The organism is Kitasatospora sp. NPDC058115, assembly GCF_042884635.1.
In the GTDB taxonomy this organism is placed as follows: Bacteria; Actinomycetota; Actinomycetes; order Streptomycetales; family Streptomycetaceae; genus Kitasatospora.
Genome location: NZ_JBHVTL010000035.1, coordinates 74,026 through 90,047 on the forward strand (window position 1 = coordinate 74,026; position 16,022 = coordinate 90,047).

Annotated in this window: 13 protein-coding genes; all 13 read left to right on the forward strand. The window is 72.7% G+C overall.

Translation table 11 applies throughout. The features are described 5' to 3' along the window. The first annotated feature begins 2 nt into the window (after positions 1–2). The 13 genes from ACFVVL_RS30920 (at position 3) to ACFVVL_RS30980 (ending at position 15,884) form a co-directional block, all read left to right on the forward strand. Complete coding sequence (locus ACFVVL_RS30920) at positions 3–980, forward strand: aspartate carbamoyltransferase catalytic subunit (protein WP_380294594.1); 978 nt, start codon at positions 3–5, stop codon at positions 978–980. Continuing rightward, positions 977–2,281: a dihydroorotase gene (locus ACFVVL_RS30925; protein ID WP_380294593.1), complete on the forward strand. Its 1,305-nt coding sequence runs from the start codon at positions 977–979 to the stop codon at positions 2,279–2,281. Before ACFVVL_RS30920 ends, ACFVVL_RS30925 begins: the two co-directional genes overlap by 4 nt. Then, positions 2,278–2,847, forward strand: a complete 570-nt coding sequence (locus ACFVVL_RS30930; protein ID WP_380294592.1) for a hypothetical protein — start codon at positions 2,278–2,280, stop codon at positions 2,845–2,847. The genes ACFVVL_RS30925 and ACFVVL_RS30930 overlap by 4 nt, the downstream gene beginning before the upstream one ends. Next, the gene (carA, locus tag ACFVVL_RS30935) at positions 2,844–4,001 is read left to right on the forward strand and encodes a glutamine-hydrolyzing carbamoyl-phosphate synthase small subunit (protein WP_387681013.1); all 1,158 of its coding nucleotides are present in this window, start codon (positions 2,844–2,846) and stop codon (positions 3,999–4,001) included. The genes ACFVVL_RS30930 and carA overlap by 4 nt, the downstream gene beginning before the upstream one ends. Further along, on the forward strand, positions 3,994–7,302 hold the full coding sequence (carB, locus tag ACFVVL_RS30940) for a carbamoyl-phosphate synthase large subunit (protein ID WP_380294590.1): 3,309 nt from the start codon (positions 3,994–3,996) through the stop codon (positions 7,300–7,302). The genes carA and carB overlap by 8 nt, the downstream gene beginning before the upstream one ends. 66 nt (positions 7,303–7,368) lie before the next feature. After that, on the forward strand, positions 7,369–8,481 hold the full coding sequence (locus ACFVVL_RS30945; protein ID WP_387681029.1) for a quinone-dependent dihydroorotate dehydrogenase: 1,113 nt from the start codon (positions 7,369–7,371) through the stop codon (positions 8,479–8,481). A gap of 32 nt (positions 8,482–8,513) precedes the next feature. Continuing rightward, positions 8,514–9,347 (forward strand): orotidine-5'-phosphate decarboxylase, encoded by an 834-nt coding sequence (gene pyrF, locus ACFVVL_RS30950; protein WP_380294589.1) that lies wholly within the window; start codon positions 8,514–8,516, stop codon positions 9,345–9,347. Positions 9,348–9,706: 359 nt separating this feature from the next. Next, positions 9,707–10,033, forward strand: coding sequence for an integration host factor, actinobacterial type (gene mihF, locus ACFVVL_RS30955; protein ID WP_030056187.1), 327 nt, complete (start codon positions 9,707–9,709; stop codon positions 10,031–10,033). A gap of 48 nt (positions 10,034–10,081) precedes the next feature. Next, complete coding sequence (gmk, locus tag ACFVVL_RS30960; RefSeq protein ID WP_344338787.1) at positions 10,082–10,639, forward strand: guanylate kinase; 558 nt, start codon at positions 10,082–10,084, stop codon at positions 10,637–10,639. A 36-nt stretch (positions 10,640–10,675) separates the two neighbouring features. Beyond that, positions 10,676–10,942 carry a DNA-directed RNA polymerase subunit omega gene (rpoZ, locus tag ACFVVL_RS30965; RefSeq protein ID WP_030056185.1) on the forward strand — a complete coding sequence of 89 codons (267 nt, stop codon included), beginning with the start codon at positions 10,676–10,678 and terminating at the stop codon, positions 10,940–10,942. Positions 10,943–11,099: 157 nt separating this feature from the next. After that, positions 11,100–12,335 (forward strand): bifunctional phosphopantothenoylcysteine decarboxylase/phosphopantothenate--cysteine ligase CoaBC, encoded by a 1,236-nt coding sequence (gene coaBC / locus ACFVVL_RS30970; RefSeq protein ID WP_387681019.1) that lies wholly within the window; start codon positions 11,100–11,102, stop codon positions 12,333–12,335. Positions 12,336–12,487: 152 nt separating this feature from the next. Next, the gene (gene metK / locus ACFVVL_RS30975; RefSeq protein ID WP_380294587.1) at positions 12,488–13,696 is read left to right on the forward strand and encodes a methionine adenosyltransferase; all 1,209 of its coding nucleotides are present in this window, start codon (positions 12,488–12,490) and stop codon (positions 13,694–13,696) included. A gap of 100 nt (positions 13,697–13,796) precedes the next feature. After that, on the forward strand, positions 13,797–15,884 hold the full coding sequence (locus ACFVVL_RS30980; RefSeq protein WP_387681023.1) for a primosomal protein N': 2,088 nt from the start codon (positions 13,797–13,799) through the stop codon (positions 15,882–15,884). The last annotated feature ends 138 nt before the right edge of the window (positions 15,885–16,022 follow it).

Here is a 16,022-nt window from a genome sequence, read left to right on the forward strand (position 1 = left end):
GCGTGAAGCGCCACCTCGTGTCCGCAGCCGATCTCAGCCGCGACGACGCGCTGCTCATCCTGGACACCGCCGAGGAGCTCGCCCAGCTCTCCGGCCGGGCCGTCAAGAAGCTCCCCACCCTGCGCGGCCGGACCGTCGTCAACCTCTTCTTCGAGGACTCCACCCGCACGAAGACCTCCTTCGAGGTCGCCGAGAAGCGGCTCTCCGCCGACGTCATCAACTTCTCCGCCAAGGGCTCCTCGGTCTCCAAGGGCGAGAGCCTCAAGGACACCGCCCTCACCCTGCAGGCCATGGGCGCCGACGCCGTCGTCATCCGGCACCACGCCTCCGGCGCGCCGGCCCGCCTGGCGCAGTCCGACTGGCTGCACGGCAGCGTCATCAACGCCGGTGACGGCACCCACGAGCACCCCACCCAGGCGCTGCTCGACGCCTTCACCATGCGCCGCCACCTCAACCCGGGCTCGGGCCACGACCTCGCCGGGCGGCGGGTGACCATCGTCGGCGACATCCTGCACAGCCGGGTCGCCCGCTCCAACGTCCACCTGCTCACCACGCTCGGCGCCCAGGTCACCTTCGTGGCCCCGCCGACCCTGCTGCCGATCGGCATCGAGAACTGGCCCTGCGAGGTCAGCTACGACCTGGAGCGGGTCCTCCCGAAGACCGACGCGCTGATGATGCTCCGGGTCCAGCGGGAGCGGATGAACGCCGCGTTCTTCCCCACCGAGCGCGAGTACACCCGCCGCTACGGCCTCGACGCCGTCCGGATGGCCCAGCTGCCCGAGCACGCGGTCGTGCTGCACCCCGGCCCGATGGTCCGCGGCATGGAGATCACGGCCGAGGTCGCCGACTCCCCGCGCTGCACCGTGGTCGAGCAGGTCGCCAACGGCGTCTCCGTCCGGATGGCCGTGCTCTACCTGCTGCTCGGCGGAGCCACCCTCACCGACACCCCCCGCACCGACTCCGTGGAGACTGCTCAGTGACCACCTACCTGATCCGCAACGCCCAGATCCTCGGCGGTGCCCCGCAGGACCTCCACCTCGCCGACGGCGTGATCCGGGCGATCGGCACCGCGCTGGACGTCCGGGCCGACATCGAGATCGACGCCACCGGCCTGATCGCCCTGCCCGGCCTCGTCGACCTGCACACCCACCTGCGCGAGCCCGGCCGGGAGGACGCCGAGACCGTCCTCACCGGCACCCAGGCCGCCGCGAAGGGCGGCTTCACTGCCGTCCACGCGATGGCCAACACCTTCCCGGTGGCCGACACCGCCGGCGTGGTCGAGCAGGTCTGGCGCCTCGGCCAGGAGTCCGGCTACTGCGACGTGCAGCCGGTCGGCGCCGTCACCGTCGGCCTGGAGGGCAAGAAGCTCGCCGAGCTCGGCGCCATGCACGACTCCGCGGCCGGCGTGCGGGTCTTCTCCGACGACGGCAAGTGCGTCGACGACGCGGTGATCATGCGCCGCGCCCTGGAGTACGTGAAGGCCTTCGACGGCGTCGTCGCCCAGCACGCGCAGGAGCCGCGGCTGACCGAGGGCGCCCAGATGAACGAGGGCCAGGTCTCCGGCGAGCTGGGCCTGGGCGGCTGGCCGGCCGTCGCCGAGGAGGCGATCATCGCCCGTGACGTGCTGCTCGCCGCGCACGTCGGCTCCCGGCTGCACGTCTGCCACCTCTCCACCGCCGGCTCGGTGGAGATCGTCCGCTGGGCCAAGGCGAAGGGCTGGGACGTCACCGCCGAGGTCACCCCGCACCACCTGCTGCTGACCGACGAGCTGGTCCGCTCCTACGACCCGGTCTACAAGGTCAACCCGCCGCTGCGCACCGCCGAGGACGTCCAGGCGCTGCGCAAGGCGCTGGCCGACGGCACCATCGACGCCGTCGCCACCGACCACGCGCCGCACCCGGCCGAGGACAAGGACTGCGAGTGGGCCGTGGCCGCGATGGGCATGGTCGGCCTGGAGACCGCGCTGTCCGTGGTGCAGCAGACCATGGTGGACACCGGCCTGCTGAACTGGGAGGGCGTCGCCGACCGGATGTCGCACCGCCCGGCCCGGATCGGCCGGCTGGCCGGGCACGGCCGCCCGGTCTCGGTGGGTGAGCCCGCCAACCTGGTGCTGTTCGATCCCGCGTACCGTGGTGTCGTGAACCCCGACAGCTTCGCCACCCGCTCCCGCAACACCCCCTACAAGGGCCTCGACCTGCCCGGACGGGTGCACGCCACCTTCCTGCGCGGCACCGCGACCGTGCTGGCGGGCGAACTGGTCGACCAGGGCGGGCTCGCGTGAGCTCCGCCGTCCTGCTGGCCCAGGAGCAGGCCCGGGTCACCAACTGGCCCGGCTACCTCGGCTGGACGGTCGGGCTGGTGCTGGTCATCGGCCTGGTCTACTGGCTGATGCGCCAGGGCTGGAACTGGCGCCGCACCCTGCAGTCCGGCATCCCCCCGCTGCCGGCCGTGCCGCAGCGCGCCGGGCGGACCATCCTGGAGACCAGCGGCCGGTACCACGGCACCACCACCGCCGGGAACTGGCTGGACCGGGTCGTCGCGCACGGCCTGGGCACCCGCAGCCGCGCCGACCTGACCCTCGGCGAGCAGGGCCTGCTGGTGCAGCGCCCCGGCGACGTCGACTTCTGGATCCCCGCCGAGCACCTGACCGGTGCCCGCACGGACTCCGGGATCGCCGGCAAGGTCGTCCCCTCCGGGATCCTCGTCGTCACCTGGACGCACGAGGGCACCGAGCTGGACTCCGGCTTCCGGGCCGACCACCCCGATGAGCACACCGCCTGGGTCGAGGCGATCGCCCATCTCACCGCAACACGTACGACGAAGAAGACGGAAGAGGCCGCGTCATGACCGCACCTGTCCCCACCACGCAGCGCCAACGGCGGGAGCGTGTCCCTGCCGTGCTCGTCCTGGAGGACGGCCGGACCTTCCGCGGCCAGGCCTACGGCGCGACCGGCGAGACTTACGGCGAGGCGGTCTTCAACACCGGCATGTCCGGTTACCAGGAGACCCTCACCGACCCGTCCTACCACCGCCAGGTGGTCGTGATGACCGCCCCGCAGATCGGCAACACCGGCTGGAACGACGAGGACGACGAGTCCAAGCAGATCTGGGTCGCCGGGTACGTCGTGCGCGACCCCGCCCGGGTCGCCTCCAACTGGCGCTCCCGCCGCTCGCTCGACGACGAGCTGGTGAACCAGGGCATCGTCGGCATCAGCGGCATCGACACCCGGGCCCTCACCCGCCACCTGCGCGAGCGCGGCGCGATGCGCTGCGGCATCTTCTCCGGCGAGGCGCTGGCCGACCCGGCCGCGCTGCTCGCCAAGGTGCAGAACTCGCCCGAGATGAAGGGCGCCGACCTCTGCGCCGAGGTCGCCACCACCGAGCCGTACGTGGTGCCCGCGATCGGTGAGAAGCGCTTCACCGTCGCCGCCCTGGACCTCGGCATCAAGGCGATGACCCCGCAGCGGATGGCCGAGCGCGGCATCGAGGTGCACGTGCTGCCGGCCGGCGCGACCCTGGAGGACGTCTACGCCGTCCAGCCCGACGGCGTGTTCTTCTCCAACGGCCCGGGCGACCCGGCCACCGCCGACCACCAGGTGGCCGTGGCGCAGGGCGTGCTGGAGCGCAGGACCCCGTTCTTCGGGATCTGCTTCGGCAACCAGATCCTCGGCCGGGCGCTGGGCTTCGGCACCTACAAGCTCAAGTACGGCCACCGCGGCATCAACCAGCCGGTCCAGGACCGCACCACCGGCAAGGTCGAGGTCACCGCGCACAACCACGGCTTCGCCGTCAACGCACCGCTCGACAAGGTCAGCGACACGCCCTACGGCCGGGTCGAGGTCTCCCACGTCTGCCTCAACGACGACGTGGTCGAGGGCCTCCAGGCGCTGGACGTGCCCGCCTTCTCGGTGCAGTACCACCCGGAGGCCGCCGCCGGCCCGCACGACGCGGCGTACCTCTTCGATCGTTTCGTGAAGCTCATGGAGGGCCAGCGTGCCTAAGCGCACTGACATCAAGTCCGTCCTGGTGATCGGCTCCGGCCCGATCGTGATCGGCCAGGCCGCCGAGTTCGACTACTCGGGCACGCAGGCGTGTCGGGTCCTGAAGGCCGAGGGCCTGCGGGTCGTGCTGGTGAACTCGAACCCGGCGACGATCATGACCGACCCGGAGGTCGCCGACGCCACCTACGTGGAGCCGATCACCCCGGAGTTCGTCGAGAAGATCATCGCCAAGGAGCGCCCCGACGCGCTGCTGCCGACCCTCGGCGGGCAGACCGCGCTGAACACCGCGATCTCGCTGCACGAGGCCGGGACGCTGGAGAAGTACGGCGTCGAGCTGATCGGCGCCGACGTCGAGGCGATCAACAAGGGCGAGGACCGCGAGCTGTTCAAGGGCGTCGTCGAGGCCGTCAACGCCAAGATCGGCCACGGCGAGTCCGCCCGCTCGGTCATCTGCCACACCATGGACGAGGTCCTCGCCGGGGTCGACACCCTGGGCGGCTACCCGGTCGTCGTCCGCCCCTCCTTCACCATGGGCGGCGCCGGCTCCGGCTTCGCCCACAACGAGGAGGACCTGCGCCGCATCGCCGGCCAGGGCCTGACGCTCTCCCCGACCACCGAGGTGCTCCTGGAGGAGTCCATCCTCGGCTGGAAGGAGTACGAGCTGGAGCTGATGCGCGACAAGAGCGACAACGTCGTGGTCGTCTGCTCCATCGAGAACTTCGACCCGATGGGCGTGCACACCGGTGACTCGATCACCGTCGCCCCGGCGATGACGCTCACCGACCGCGAGTACCAGATCCTGCGCGACATCGGCATCGCCGTGATCCGCGAGGTCGGCGTCGACACCGGCGGCTGCAACATCCAGTTCGCGGTCAACCCCGAGGACGGCCGGGTCATCGTCATCGAGATGAACCCGCGCGTCTCCCGCTCCTCCGCGCTCGCCTCCAAGGCCACCGGCTTCCCGATCGCCAAGATCGCGGCGAAGCTGGCCGTCGGCTACACGCTGGACGAGATCCCCAACGACATCACCGAGGAGACCCCGGCCTCCTTCGAGCCGACCCTCGACTACGTCGTGGTCAAGGTCCCGCGGTTCGCGTTCGAGAAGTTCCCGAGCGCCGACGCCACGCTGACCACCACCATGAAGTCGGTCGGCGAGGCGATGGCGCTGGGCCGCAACTTCCCCGAGGCGCTGCAGAAGGCGCTGCGCTCGCTGGAGAAGAAGGGCTCCCAGTTCACCTGGGTCGGCCCGGTGGGCGACAAGGCGGAGCTGCTCGCCAAGGCGGTCGTGCCGACCGACGGGCGGATCAACACCGTCATGCAGGCGATCCGCGCCGGTGCCACCCCGGAGGAGGTGTTCGAGGCCACCAAGATCGACCCGTGGTTCGTCGACCAGCTCTTCCTGCTCGACGAGATCGCCGGCGAGCTGGCGCAGGCCGCCGAGCTGACCCCGGAGCTGCTGCGGCACGCCAAGCGCCACGGCTTCTCCGACCAGCAGGTCGGCGAGATCCGCGGCCTGCGGCCCGACGTGGTCCGCGAGGTGCGGCACGCGCTCGGCATCCGCCCGGTGTTCAAGACCGTCGACACCTGCGCGGCCGAGTTCGCGGCGAGGACCCCGTACTTCTACTCGTCCTACGACGAGGAGAGCGAGGTCGCCCCGCGCACCAAGCCCGCGGTGATCATCCTCGGCTCCGGCCCGAACCGCATCGGCCAGGGCATCGAGTTCGACTACTCCTGCGTGCACGCCTCCTTCGCGCTCGCCGACGCCGGGTACGAGACCGTCATGGTCAACTGCAACCCGGAGACCGTCTCCACCGACTACGACACCTCCGACCGGCTCTACTTCGAGCCGCTCACCCTGGAGGACGTGCTGGAGATCGTCCACGCCGAGCAGCAGGCCGGCCCGCTGGCCGGTGTGATCGTCCAGCTCGGCGGCCAGACCCCGCTGGGCCTGGCCCAGGCGCTCAAGGACAACGGCGTGCCGATCGTCGGCACCCAGCCCGAGGCCATCGACCTCGCCGAGGAGCGCGGCGCCTTCGGCCGCGTGCTGCGCGACGCGGGCCTGCCCGCCCCCAAGCACGGCACCGCCTTCTCCTTCGCCGAGGCCAAGGCCATCGCCGACGAGATCGGCTACCCGGTGCTCGCCCGCCCGTCCTACGTGCTCGGCGGCCGCGGCATGGAGATCGTCTACGACGAGGCCTCGCTCGCCTCCTACCTGGAGCGCCACGCCGGCCTGATCTCCGAGCACCCGGTGCTGATCGACCGCTTCCTCGACGACGCGGTGGAGATCGACGTCGACGCCCTGTTCGACGGCACCGAGCTCTACCTCGGCGGCGTCATGGAGCACATCGAGGAAGCCGGCATCCACTCCGGCGACTCCGCCTGCGCCCTGCCCCCGATCACCCTCGGCGGCTACGACATCAAGCGGCTGCGCGCCTCCACCGAGGCCATCGCCCGCGGCGTCGGCGTGCGCGGCCTGATCAACATCCAGTTCGCGCTCTCCGGCGACATCCTGTACGTGCTGGAGGCCAACCCCCGCGCCTCGCGCACCGTGCCGTTCACCTCCAAGGCGACCGCGGTGCCGCTGGCCAAGGCCGCCGCCCGCATCTCGCTCGGCGCCACCGTCGCCGAGCTGCGCGCCGAGGGCCTGCTGCCGGCCGAGGGCGACGGCGGCACCCTGCCCGCCGACGCGCCGATCGCGGTCAAGGAGGCCGTGATGCCGTGGAGCCGCTTCCGCGACGTCCACGGCCGTGGCGTGGACACCGTCCTGGGCCCGGAGATGCGCTCCACCGGCGAGGTCATGGGCCTGGACCGGGTCTTCGGCACCGCCTACGCGAAGTCCCAGACCGGGGCCTACGGCGCGCTGCCGACCAAGGGCAAGGTCTTCGTCTCGGTCGCCAACCGCGACAAGCGCAACCTGGTCTTCCCGGCCCGCGCGCTGGTCGGCCTCGGCTTCGAGCTGCTCGCCACCGCCGGCACCGCCGAGGTGCTGCAGCGCGGCGGCATCCCCGCCACCGTGGTGCGCAAGCACAGCGAGGGCGAGGGCCCGAACGGCGAGCGGACCATCGTCCAGCTGATCCACGACGGCGAGGTCGACCTCATCATCAACACGCCGTACGGCACCGGCGGGCGCCTCGACGGCTACGAGATCCGCACCGCCGCCATCGCCCGCGCCGTGCCCTGCCTGACCACCGTCCAGGCCATGGGTGCCGCCGTCCAGGGCATCGACCGGCTGCTGCGCGACGAGGTCGGCGTCATGTCGCTCCAGGAGCACGCCGAGCTGATCAACGCCGGCCGCGCCTAGCACCACTCCAGTGGGGGGCACCAGTACCGTCGGGTGCCCCCCACTTCCATGCCCTGGGAGGACTTTGTGTACAAGCTGCTGTTCGACCTCGTCTTCAAGAAGATGGACCCCGAGAAGGCCCACCACCTGGCCTTCTTCTGGATCCGGCTGGCCTCCTCGGTGCCCGGCCTGCGCGGCCTGGTGCGGCTGGTGCTCGCCCCGCGCGACCGGGCGCTGCGCACCGACGCCCTCGGCCTCGCGCTGCCCGGCCCGTTCGGCCTGGCGGCCGGCTTCGACAAGAACGGCGTCGGCATCGACGGCCTGTCGATGCTCGGCTTCGACTACGTCGAGATCGGCACCGTGACCGGCGAGGCGCAGCCGGGCAACCCGCAGCCGCGGCTGTTCCGGCTGGTCGAGGACCGCGCCCTGATCAACCGGATGGGCTTCAACAACCAGGGCTCGGCCCGGGTCGCCGCCCGGCTGGCCGCGCGTCCGCACACCAGCTCCACCCCGGTGGTGGGCGTCAACATCGGCAAGACCAAGGTGGTCGAGGAGGCCGACGCGGTCGCCGACTACGTGAAGTCCACCGAGCGGCTGGCCCGTTACGCCGACTACCTGGTGGTCAACGTCAGCTCGCCGAACACCCCCGGGCTGCGCAACCTTCAGGCCGTCGAGCACCTGCGGCCGCTGCTGAGCGCGGTGCGCGAGGCCGCCGACCGGACCACCCCGCACCACGTGCCGCTGCTGGTCAAGATCGCCCCCGACCTGGCCGACGAGGACGTCGACGAGGTCGCCGACCTGGCCCTGGAGCTGGGCCTGGACGGCATCATCGCCACCAACACCACGATCGGCCGCGAGGGCCTGCGCAGCGACGCCGCCCGGGTGGAGGAGATCGGCATGGGCGGCCTGTCCGGCGCCCCGCTCAAGGAGCGCGCGCTGGAGGTCCTCCAGCGGCTGCGCGCCCGCACCGGCGGGCGGCTGGTGCTGGTCTCGGTCGGCGGCATCGAGACCGCCGAGGACGCCTGGCAGCGGATCGTGCACGGCGCGGACCTGATCCAGGGCTACAGCGCCTTCATCTACGAGGGCCCGTTCTGGTGCCGGCGCATCCACAAGGGCCTGTCCGAGCGCGTCCGGGCCGGCGGCTTCCGCAGCCTGGCCGCGGCCGTCGGCAGCGCGGTGGACGACCGCACGGCCGCCTGAACCCCTCCTCTCACGCTCCCCGGAAGGACGTCATGACCCTCGCCCCCTTCGGCACCCGCCTGCGCCACGCCCTGGACACCCGCGGTCAGCTCTGCGTCGGCATCGACCCGCACGCCTCCCTGCTCGCCGCCTGGGGCCTGGAGGACAGCGTCGCGGGCCTGGAGACCTTCAGCCGCACCGTCGTCGAGGCGCTGGCCGGCCGGGTGGCCGTGCTCAAGCCGCAGGCCGCCTTCTTCGAGCGCTTCGGCTCGCGGGGCGTCGCCGTCCTGGAGAAGTCCGTGGCGGAGGCCCGGGCGGCCGGTGCGCTCGTCCTGATGGACGCCAAGCGCGGTGACATCGGCTCCACCATGGCCGCCTACGCCGAGGCCTTCCTGTCGCCCGGCAGCCCGCTGTTCTCGGACGCCGTGACGGTCAGCCCCTACCTGGGCTTCGGCTCGCTGCGCCCGGCGCTGGACCTCGCCACGGCCAACGGCGCGGGCGTCTTCGCGCTGGCGCTCACCTCCAACCCGGAGGGCGCCGAGGTGCAGCGCGCCGTGGGCGCGGACGGCGAGCCGGTGGCGGCCGCGGTGCTGCGGCAGCTGGCCGCCGAGAACGCCGGGGCGCAGCCGCTGGGCTCGTTCGGCGCGGTGGTCGGGGCGACGCTGGCGGACGCGGGCGTGGACCTGGCGATCAACGGCCCGCTGCTCGCCCCGGGGATCGGCGCCCAGGGCGCGACCATGGCGGACCTGCCGCGGGTGTTCGGCGCCTCGGTGCGCAACGTGGTGCCGAGCGTCAGCCGGGACGTGCTGAAGCACGGCCCCTCGGTGGCGGCGCTGAGCGCGGCCGCCGACCGTTTTGTCCAGGAGTACGCGGAGGCGGTCAAGTAACGGACGGGACGGCGGGGTTCGCTCCTGGCGAACGCTGTGCAGCACCGCCATGACGGGCTGCGACGGTTCCGCGGAGCGGGGACTTGACGTGAGCGCCGTCACATCGGTGCCGCCAAAGGTTCGCAATCACGGTCATTTTGCCCGGGAAAGTCCTGGTCGGCCTCGGCTGACCAGGACTTTTCGTGTTCTTTTCCTGACGCGGCGCCGCAATCCGGGTAGTGTCCGGCGATAGGTCACCGAGGAGCCGCGAAACCTGCTGCTCCCGCAGGTCAGGGGCGGCGAGTTCGCCCTCCGACCGGTGCCCTGGGAAGCACAACAGTCCTAGTTCAATCCCTTCCATCCACCCTGAGGTGAACGGCGTGGCTCTTCCGCCCCTTACCCCTGAACAGCGCACCGCCGCGCTCGCCAAGGCCGCCGAGGCTCGCCGGGAGCGCGCCGAGGTCAAGAACCGGCTCAAGCACTCCGGCGCCTCCCTGCATGAGGTGATCAAGGCCGGCAAGGCCGACAACGACGTGATCGGCAAGATGAAGGTCTCCGCCCTGCTGGAGTCGCTTCCGGGCGTCGGCAAGGTTCGCGCCAAGCAGATCATGGAGCGGCTCGGCATCTCCGAGAGCCGCCGCGTCCGTGGTCTCGGAACAAACCAGATCGCCTCCCTGGAGCGGGAGTTCGGCGGCGGTGCCGCCTGACCGTGCCCCGTGGTCCCGGGATCGTCCGCGATCCGGGATAATCGGTGCATGAGTGAGCGTCCGCGGCTGACCGTGCTCTCCGGCCCCTCGGGGGTCGGCAAGAGCACGGTCGTCGCTCATATGAGGAAGCAGTACCCCGAGGTCTGGCTCTCGGTGTCGGCGACGACCCGCCACCCGAGGCCGGGCGAGCAGAACGGGGTCCAGTACCACTTCGTCGACAACGACGAGTTCGACAAGCTGATCGCCAACGGTGAGCTGCTGGAGTGGGCGGTGTTCGCCGGCAACCGCTACGGCACCCCCCGGGCGGCGGTCCAGGAGAAGCTGGAGCGCGGCGAACCCGTGCTGCTGGAGATCGACCTGCAGGGCGCGCGCCAGGTGCGCGAGTCCATGCCCGAGGCGCAGCTGGTCTTCCTGGCCCCGCCGAGCTGGGACGAGCTGGTCCGCCGGCTCACCGGCCGGGGCACCGAGCCGCAGGACGTGATCGAGAAGCGGCTGGAGGCCGCGAAGGTCGAGCTGGCCGCCGAGCCGGAGTTCGACACGACCCTGGTCAACACCTCCGTCGAGCAGGTGGCGAGCGAACTGCTAGCCTTGCTCGGTGTAGGCTGACCTGTTGTCTTTTCCACCCTTTCGGAAGGTTTTCGCGTGTCCTCTTCCATGACCGCGCCCGAGGGCATCATCAACCCGCCGATCGACGAGCTGCTTGAGGCCACCGACTCCAAGTACAGCCTGGTCATCTACGCGGCCAAGCGTGCGCGTCAGATCAACGCGTACTACTCCCAGCTCGGCGAGGGCCTGCTGGAGTACGTCGGCCCGCTGGTCGACACCCACGTGCACGAGAAGCCGCTGTCGATCGCGCTGCGCGAGATCAACGCCGGCATGCTGACCGCCGAGGCGGTCGAGGCCGCCTGAGGCGGGCCCACCCACGTTCGAAGGGCCCGTCGGAGTTCCGCTCCGACGGGCCCTTCGGCGTTCCCGCGCGTGTGGGGGGTGCCACCGTGCGGGTGATCACCGGCGCGCCGTAGGGTTGGCAGGCACCCGAGGACCGCCACGAGGAGAGCTGGGGAACATGAGCGGCAGCACGGAGGGGACGGACGCACCGCGCGTCGTGCTCGGCGTCAGCGGCGGCATCGCCGCGTACAAGGCGTGCGAGCTGCTGCGGCGGTTCACCGAGTCCGGCCACCGGGTGACCGTGGTGCCCACCGCGGCCGCGCTGCACTTCGTCGGCGAGGCCACCTGGGCGGCGCTCTCCGGCCGTCCGGCGGCCACCGAGACCTGGCAGAACGTGCACGAGGTCCCCCACGTGCGGATCGGGCAGAACGCCGATCTGGTGGTGGTCGCACCGGCCACCGCCGACCTCATGGCCAGGGCCGCCCACGGGCTCGCCGACGACCTGCTGACCAACACCCTGCTCACCGCGCGCTGTCCGGTCGTGCTGGCGCCCGCGATGCACACCGAGATGTGGGAGCACCCGGCGACCCGGGAGAACGTCGCCACGCTGCGCCGCCGGGGCGTGATCGTGCTGGAGCCCGCCAGCGGGCGGCTGACCGGCAAGGACACCGGCAAGGGCCGGCTGCCGGAGCCGGCCGCGATCTTCGACGCCTGCCGCGCGGTGCTGCGCCACGGCGGTGGGCGGACCGACCTGGCCGGCCGGCACGTGGTGGTCTCGGCCGGCGGCACCCGCGAGCCGCTGGACCCGGTCCGGTACCTCGGCAACCGCTCCTCCGGCAAGCAGGGCTACGCGCTCGCGGCGACCGCCGCCGCCCGTGGTGCCCGTGTGACGTTGATCTCGGCCAATGCCGCGCTGCCCGACCCGGCCGGGGTGGACGTGGTCCGGGTGGCGACCGCACTGGAGCTGCGGGACGCCGCGCTGGAGGCGGCCCAGGACGCGGACGCCGTGGTCATGGCCGCCGCGGTGGCCGACTTCCGGCCCGCGGTCTACGCCGAGGGCAAGATCAAGAAGGTCGAGGGCGTCGAGCCGGCGCCGGTCGCGCTCGTCCGCAACCCCGACGTCCTGGCGGAGCTCTCCGCCCACCGCACCCGTTCGGGCCAAGTCGTCGTGGGTTTCGCGGCGGAGACCGACGACGTGCTCGCGAACGGCCGCGCCAAGCTCGCCCGCAAGGGCTGCGACCTGCTGGTCGTCAACGAGGTCGGCGACGGCAAGGCCTTCGGCCAGGACGTCAACGAGGCCGTGGTGCTGGGCTCCGACGGCAGTGAGACGCCCGTCCCGGTGGGTCCGAAGGAGGCGCTCGCGGACGTCGTCTGGGACCTGGTCGCGGAACGGCTCGATCCTTCCGCCGGGTGATCTCGCAGAGTGGGCGGACGGTCTTCAATTGCGGAATCGCGTGACGTTCCTCGGTAGCTGACCGTTACACTCCAGGAATCAAGTCTTTCCGGAAGCCCCCGGATCCGTCCGGGGTCTTTCAGTCAGCAGCCGCTGCAACCCCAGGGAGCGCTGTGTCTCGCCGCCTGTTCACCTCGGAGTCCGTCACCGAGGGCCACCCCGACAAGATCGCTGACCAGATCAGCGACACCATTCTTGACGCTCTCCTCCGCGAGGACCCGGCCTCCCGGGTCGCGGTGGAGACGCTCATCACCACCGGCCAGGTGCACGTGGCCGGCGAGGTGACCACCAAGGCGTACGCCCCGATCGCCCAGCTCGTCCGGGACAAGATCCTGGAGATCGGCTACGACAGCTCCAAGAAGGGCTTCGACGGCGCCTCCTGCGGCGTCTCGGTCTCGATCGGCGCCCAGTCGCCCGACATCGCCCAGGGCGTCGACACCGCCTACGAGGCCCGGGTCGAGGGTGACGAGGACGACCTGGACCGGCAGGGCGCCGGCGACCAGGGCCTGATGTTCGGCTACGCGTCCGACGAGACGCCCGAGCTGATGCCGCTGCCGATCACCCTGGCCCACCGCCTCTCGCGCCGCCTGACCGAGGTCCGCAAGAACGGGACCATCCCGTACCTGCGCCCCGACGGCAAGACCCAGGTCACCATCGAGTACGACGGCGACAAGGCCGTCCGCCTCGACACCGTGGTCGTCTCCACCCAGCACGCCAGTGACATCGACCTGGAGTCGCTGCTGACCCCCGACGTCCGCGAGTTCGTCGTGGAGCCGGAGCTGAAGGCGCTGGCCGAGCAGGGCATCAAGCTCGTCACCGAGGGCTACCGCCTGCTGGTCAACCCGACCGGCCGCTTCGAGATCGGCGGCCCGATGGGCGACGCCGGCCTCACCGGCCGCAAGATCATCATCGACACCTACGGCGGCATGGCCCGCCACGGCGGCGGCGCCTTCTCCGGCAAGGACCCGTCCAAGGTGGACCGCTCGGCCGCGTACGCGATGCGCTGGGTGGCGAAGAACATCGTCGCCGCCGGCCTCGCCCGCCGCGCCGAGGTGCAGGTCGCGTACGCGATCGGCAAGGCCGAGCCGGTCGGCCTGTTCGTGGAGACCTTCGGCACCGAGACCGTGCCGGTCCTGTCGATCCAGAAGGCCGTCACCGAGGTCTTCGACCTGCGTCCGGCCGCGATCATCCGCGACCTGGACCTGCTGCGCCCGATCTACTCGCAGACCGCCGCGTACGGCCACTTCGGCCGTGAGCTGCCGGACTTCACCTGGGAGCGGACCGACCGCGTGGAGCAGCTGAAGAAGGCCGTCGAGGCCTGATCGGCCGAGCCCGACGTCTGACGGCAGGTGGCGGCAGCCCGGCACTCCGGGCGGCCGCCACCTGCTGTTCTGTCGGTGCGACCTGGTACTACTTGGGGCGATGAGCAGCACGCAGGGGAGTGACGAGGGCGGGGCGCCGGAGCAGCTGGCGTTCATCCGGGAGACGGTCCGCCGGGCCAGGCCGCGCACCTGGCGCGGTGCCAAGCGGGCCGAGCACCTGCCGGTCGCCCGGGTGGTCGTCGACAAGGGCGTGCTCACCATCGACAAGTTCTTCGACTACGAGGTGCCCGCCGCGATGGCCGAGGACGCCCGGCCCGGCGTACGGGTGCGGGTGCGCTTCGGCGCGCGCGTCGTCAAGGGCCAGCGCGAGGGCGGGGAGCTGCACGACGGCTTCATCGTCGCCCGGCTGGAGAAGAGCGACTTCCCCGGCCCGCTGGCCCCGCTCGCCCAGGTCCTCTCGCCCGAGCCGGTGCTCACCCCGCAGCTGCTGCGGCTGTGCCGCACCGTCGCCGACCGGTACGCGGGCACCCTGGCCGACGTCCTGCAGCTGGCGGTGCCGCCCCGGCACGCCAAGGCGGAGGCCGAGCCCTCGGCGCCGCCCCGCCCCCGTCCGGCCGCGCCCGCGCCCGGCAGCTGGTCCCGCTACCCGGCCGGACCGGACTTCCTCACCGCGCTGGCCGGCGGCGGCTCGCCCCGGGCGGTCTGGACGGCCCTGCCCGGCCCCGGCTGGCCGTACGAGATCGCCCGCGCCGTCGCCGCCACCCTGGCGGGCGGACGCGGCGCCCTGGTGGTGCTGCCGGACGGGCGCTCGGTGGCCCGGGTCGACCGGGCGCTGACCGAGCTGCTCGGCGATGGCATGCACGCGGTGCTGGCCGCCGACCTCGGCCCGCGCGAGCGCTACCGGCGCTGGCTCCAGGTCAGCCGGGGCTCGGTGCACGCCGCCGTCGGCACCCGGGCCGCGATGTTCGCGCCGGTGCACGACCTCGGCCTGGTGGTGGTCTGGTCCGACGGCGACTCCAGCCACAGCGACCCGCGCAATCCGCACCCGCACGTGCGGGAGGTGGCCCTGCTGCGCGCCGCCGAGGAGGGCGCGGCCGTCCTGCTCGGCGGCCACGCCGTCACCGTGGAGGGCGCGCAGCTGGTGCGCACCGGCTGGGCCCGGCCGCTGGCCGCCGACCGGGAGACCGTCCGGCGCACCGCCCCCCGGGTGCGCACCGTCACCGACCAGGACCAGCACCGGGATGCCGCCGCGCAGGCCGCCCGGCTGCCGTCGGTCGCCTGGGAGGCGGCCCGGGAGGGCCTGGCGGCCGGCGGGCCGGTGCTCATCCAGGTGCCCCGGCGCGGCTACGTGCCCCGGCTGGCCTGCGGGCGCTGCCGCACGCCCGCCCGCTGCCGGCGCTGCGAGGGCCCGCTGGAGGCGGCCGGGGCGGACGCGCCGCTGCGCTGCCAGTGGTGCGGCGAGGAGGAGCGGGACTGGCACTGCCCGGAGTGCGGCTCGTTCCGGCTGCGGGCGCAGGTGGTGGGGGCCCGGCGGACCGCCGAGGAGCTGGGCAAGGCGTTCCCGCGCGTCCCGGTGCGCACCTCCGGGCGGGACGCGGTGCTGCCGAGCGTCCCGGACGAACCCGCGCTGGTGATCTCCACGCCCGGCGCCGAGCCGGTCGTCGAGGGCGGCGGCGGGTACGCGGCGGCGCTGCTGCTGGACGGCTGGGCGCTGCTCAGCCGGCCCGACCTGCGGGCCGGGGAGGAGACGCTGCGGCTCTGGCTGGCCGCCGCCGCGCTGGTGCGGCCGGCCGCCGAGGGCGGGACGGTGGTGGTGGTCGCCGAGCCCACGGCGCGCCCGGTGCAGGCGCTGGTGCGCTGGGACCCGCTCGGGCACGCCGGGCTGGAGCTGGACGAACGCGCCCAGCTGCACTTCCCGCCGGTCGCCCGGATGGCCTCGGTGACCGGCAGCCCGGCGGCGGTGGCGGACCTGCTGAACCTGGTGCGGCTGCCGGAGGAGGCGGACGTGCTCGGGCCGGTGCCGGTCACGGCGCTGCGGGGGGAGGAGCAGGAGCGCGCGCTGCTGCGGGTGCCGCCCGGGCAGGGCGCGGCGCTGGCGACGGCGCTGAAGGCGGCGCAGATCGCGCGGATCGCGCTGCGGACGCCGGAGGCGGTCAAGGTGCGGATCGATCCGACGGACATCGGGTGACGGGCGTGCGCCGATCCGGATCCGGATCCGGATCCGGATCCGGTGCCGGCTCCGGTGCCGCGGGCCCGGTGGGGCGCGACGGGTGCGGGGTGCCGGGCGGGCGGGGGTGGGGGCGGGGTGCCGGAACGCCGGCCACAA

What these genes read in the sequence shown, in the direction of transcription:
- carA (WP_387681013.1), top strand. Translation starts at nt 2,844, where the DNA reads ATGACCGCACCTGTCCCCACCACGCAGCGCCAACGGCGGGAGCGTGTC.
- pyrF (WP_380294589.1), top strand. Translation starts at nt 8,514, where the DNA reads ATGACCCTCGCCCCCTTCGGCACCCGCCTGCGCCACGCCCTGGACACC.
- gmk (WP_344338787.1), top strand. Translation starts at nt 10,082, where the DNA reads ATGAGTGAGCGTCCGCGGCTGACCGTGCTCTCCGGCCCCTCGGGGGTC.
- coaBC (WP_387681019.1), top strand. Translation starts at nt 11,100, where the DNA reads ATGAGCGGCAGCACGGAGGGGACGGACGCACCGCGCGTCGTGCTCGGC.
- ACFVVL_RS30980 (WP_387681023.1), top strand. Translation starts at nt 13,797, where the DNA reads ATGAGCAGCACGCAGGGGAGTGACGAGGGCGGGGCGCCGGAGCAGCTG.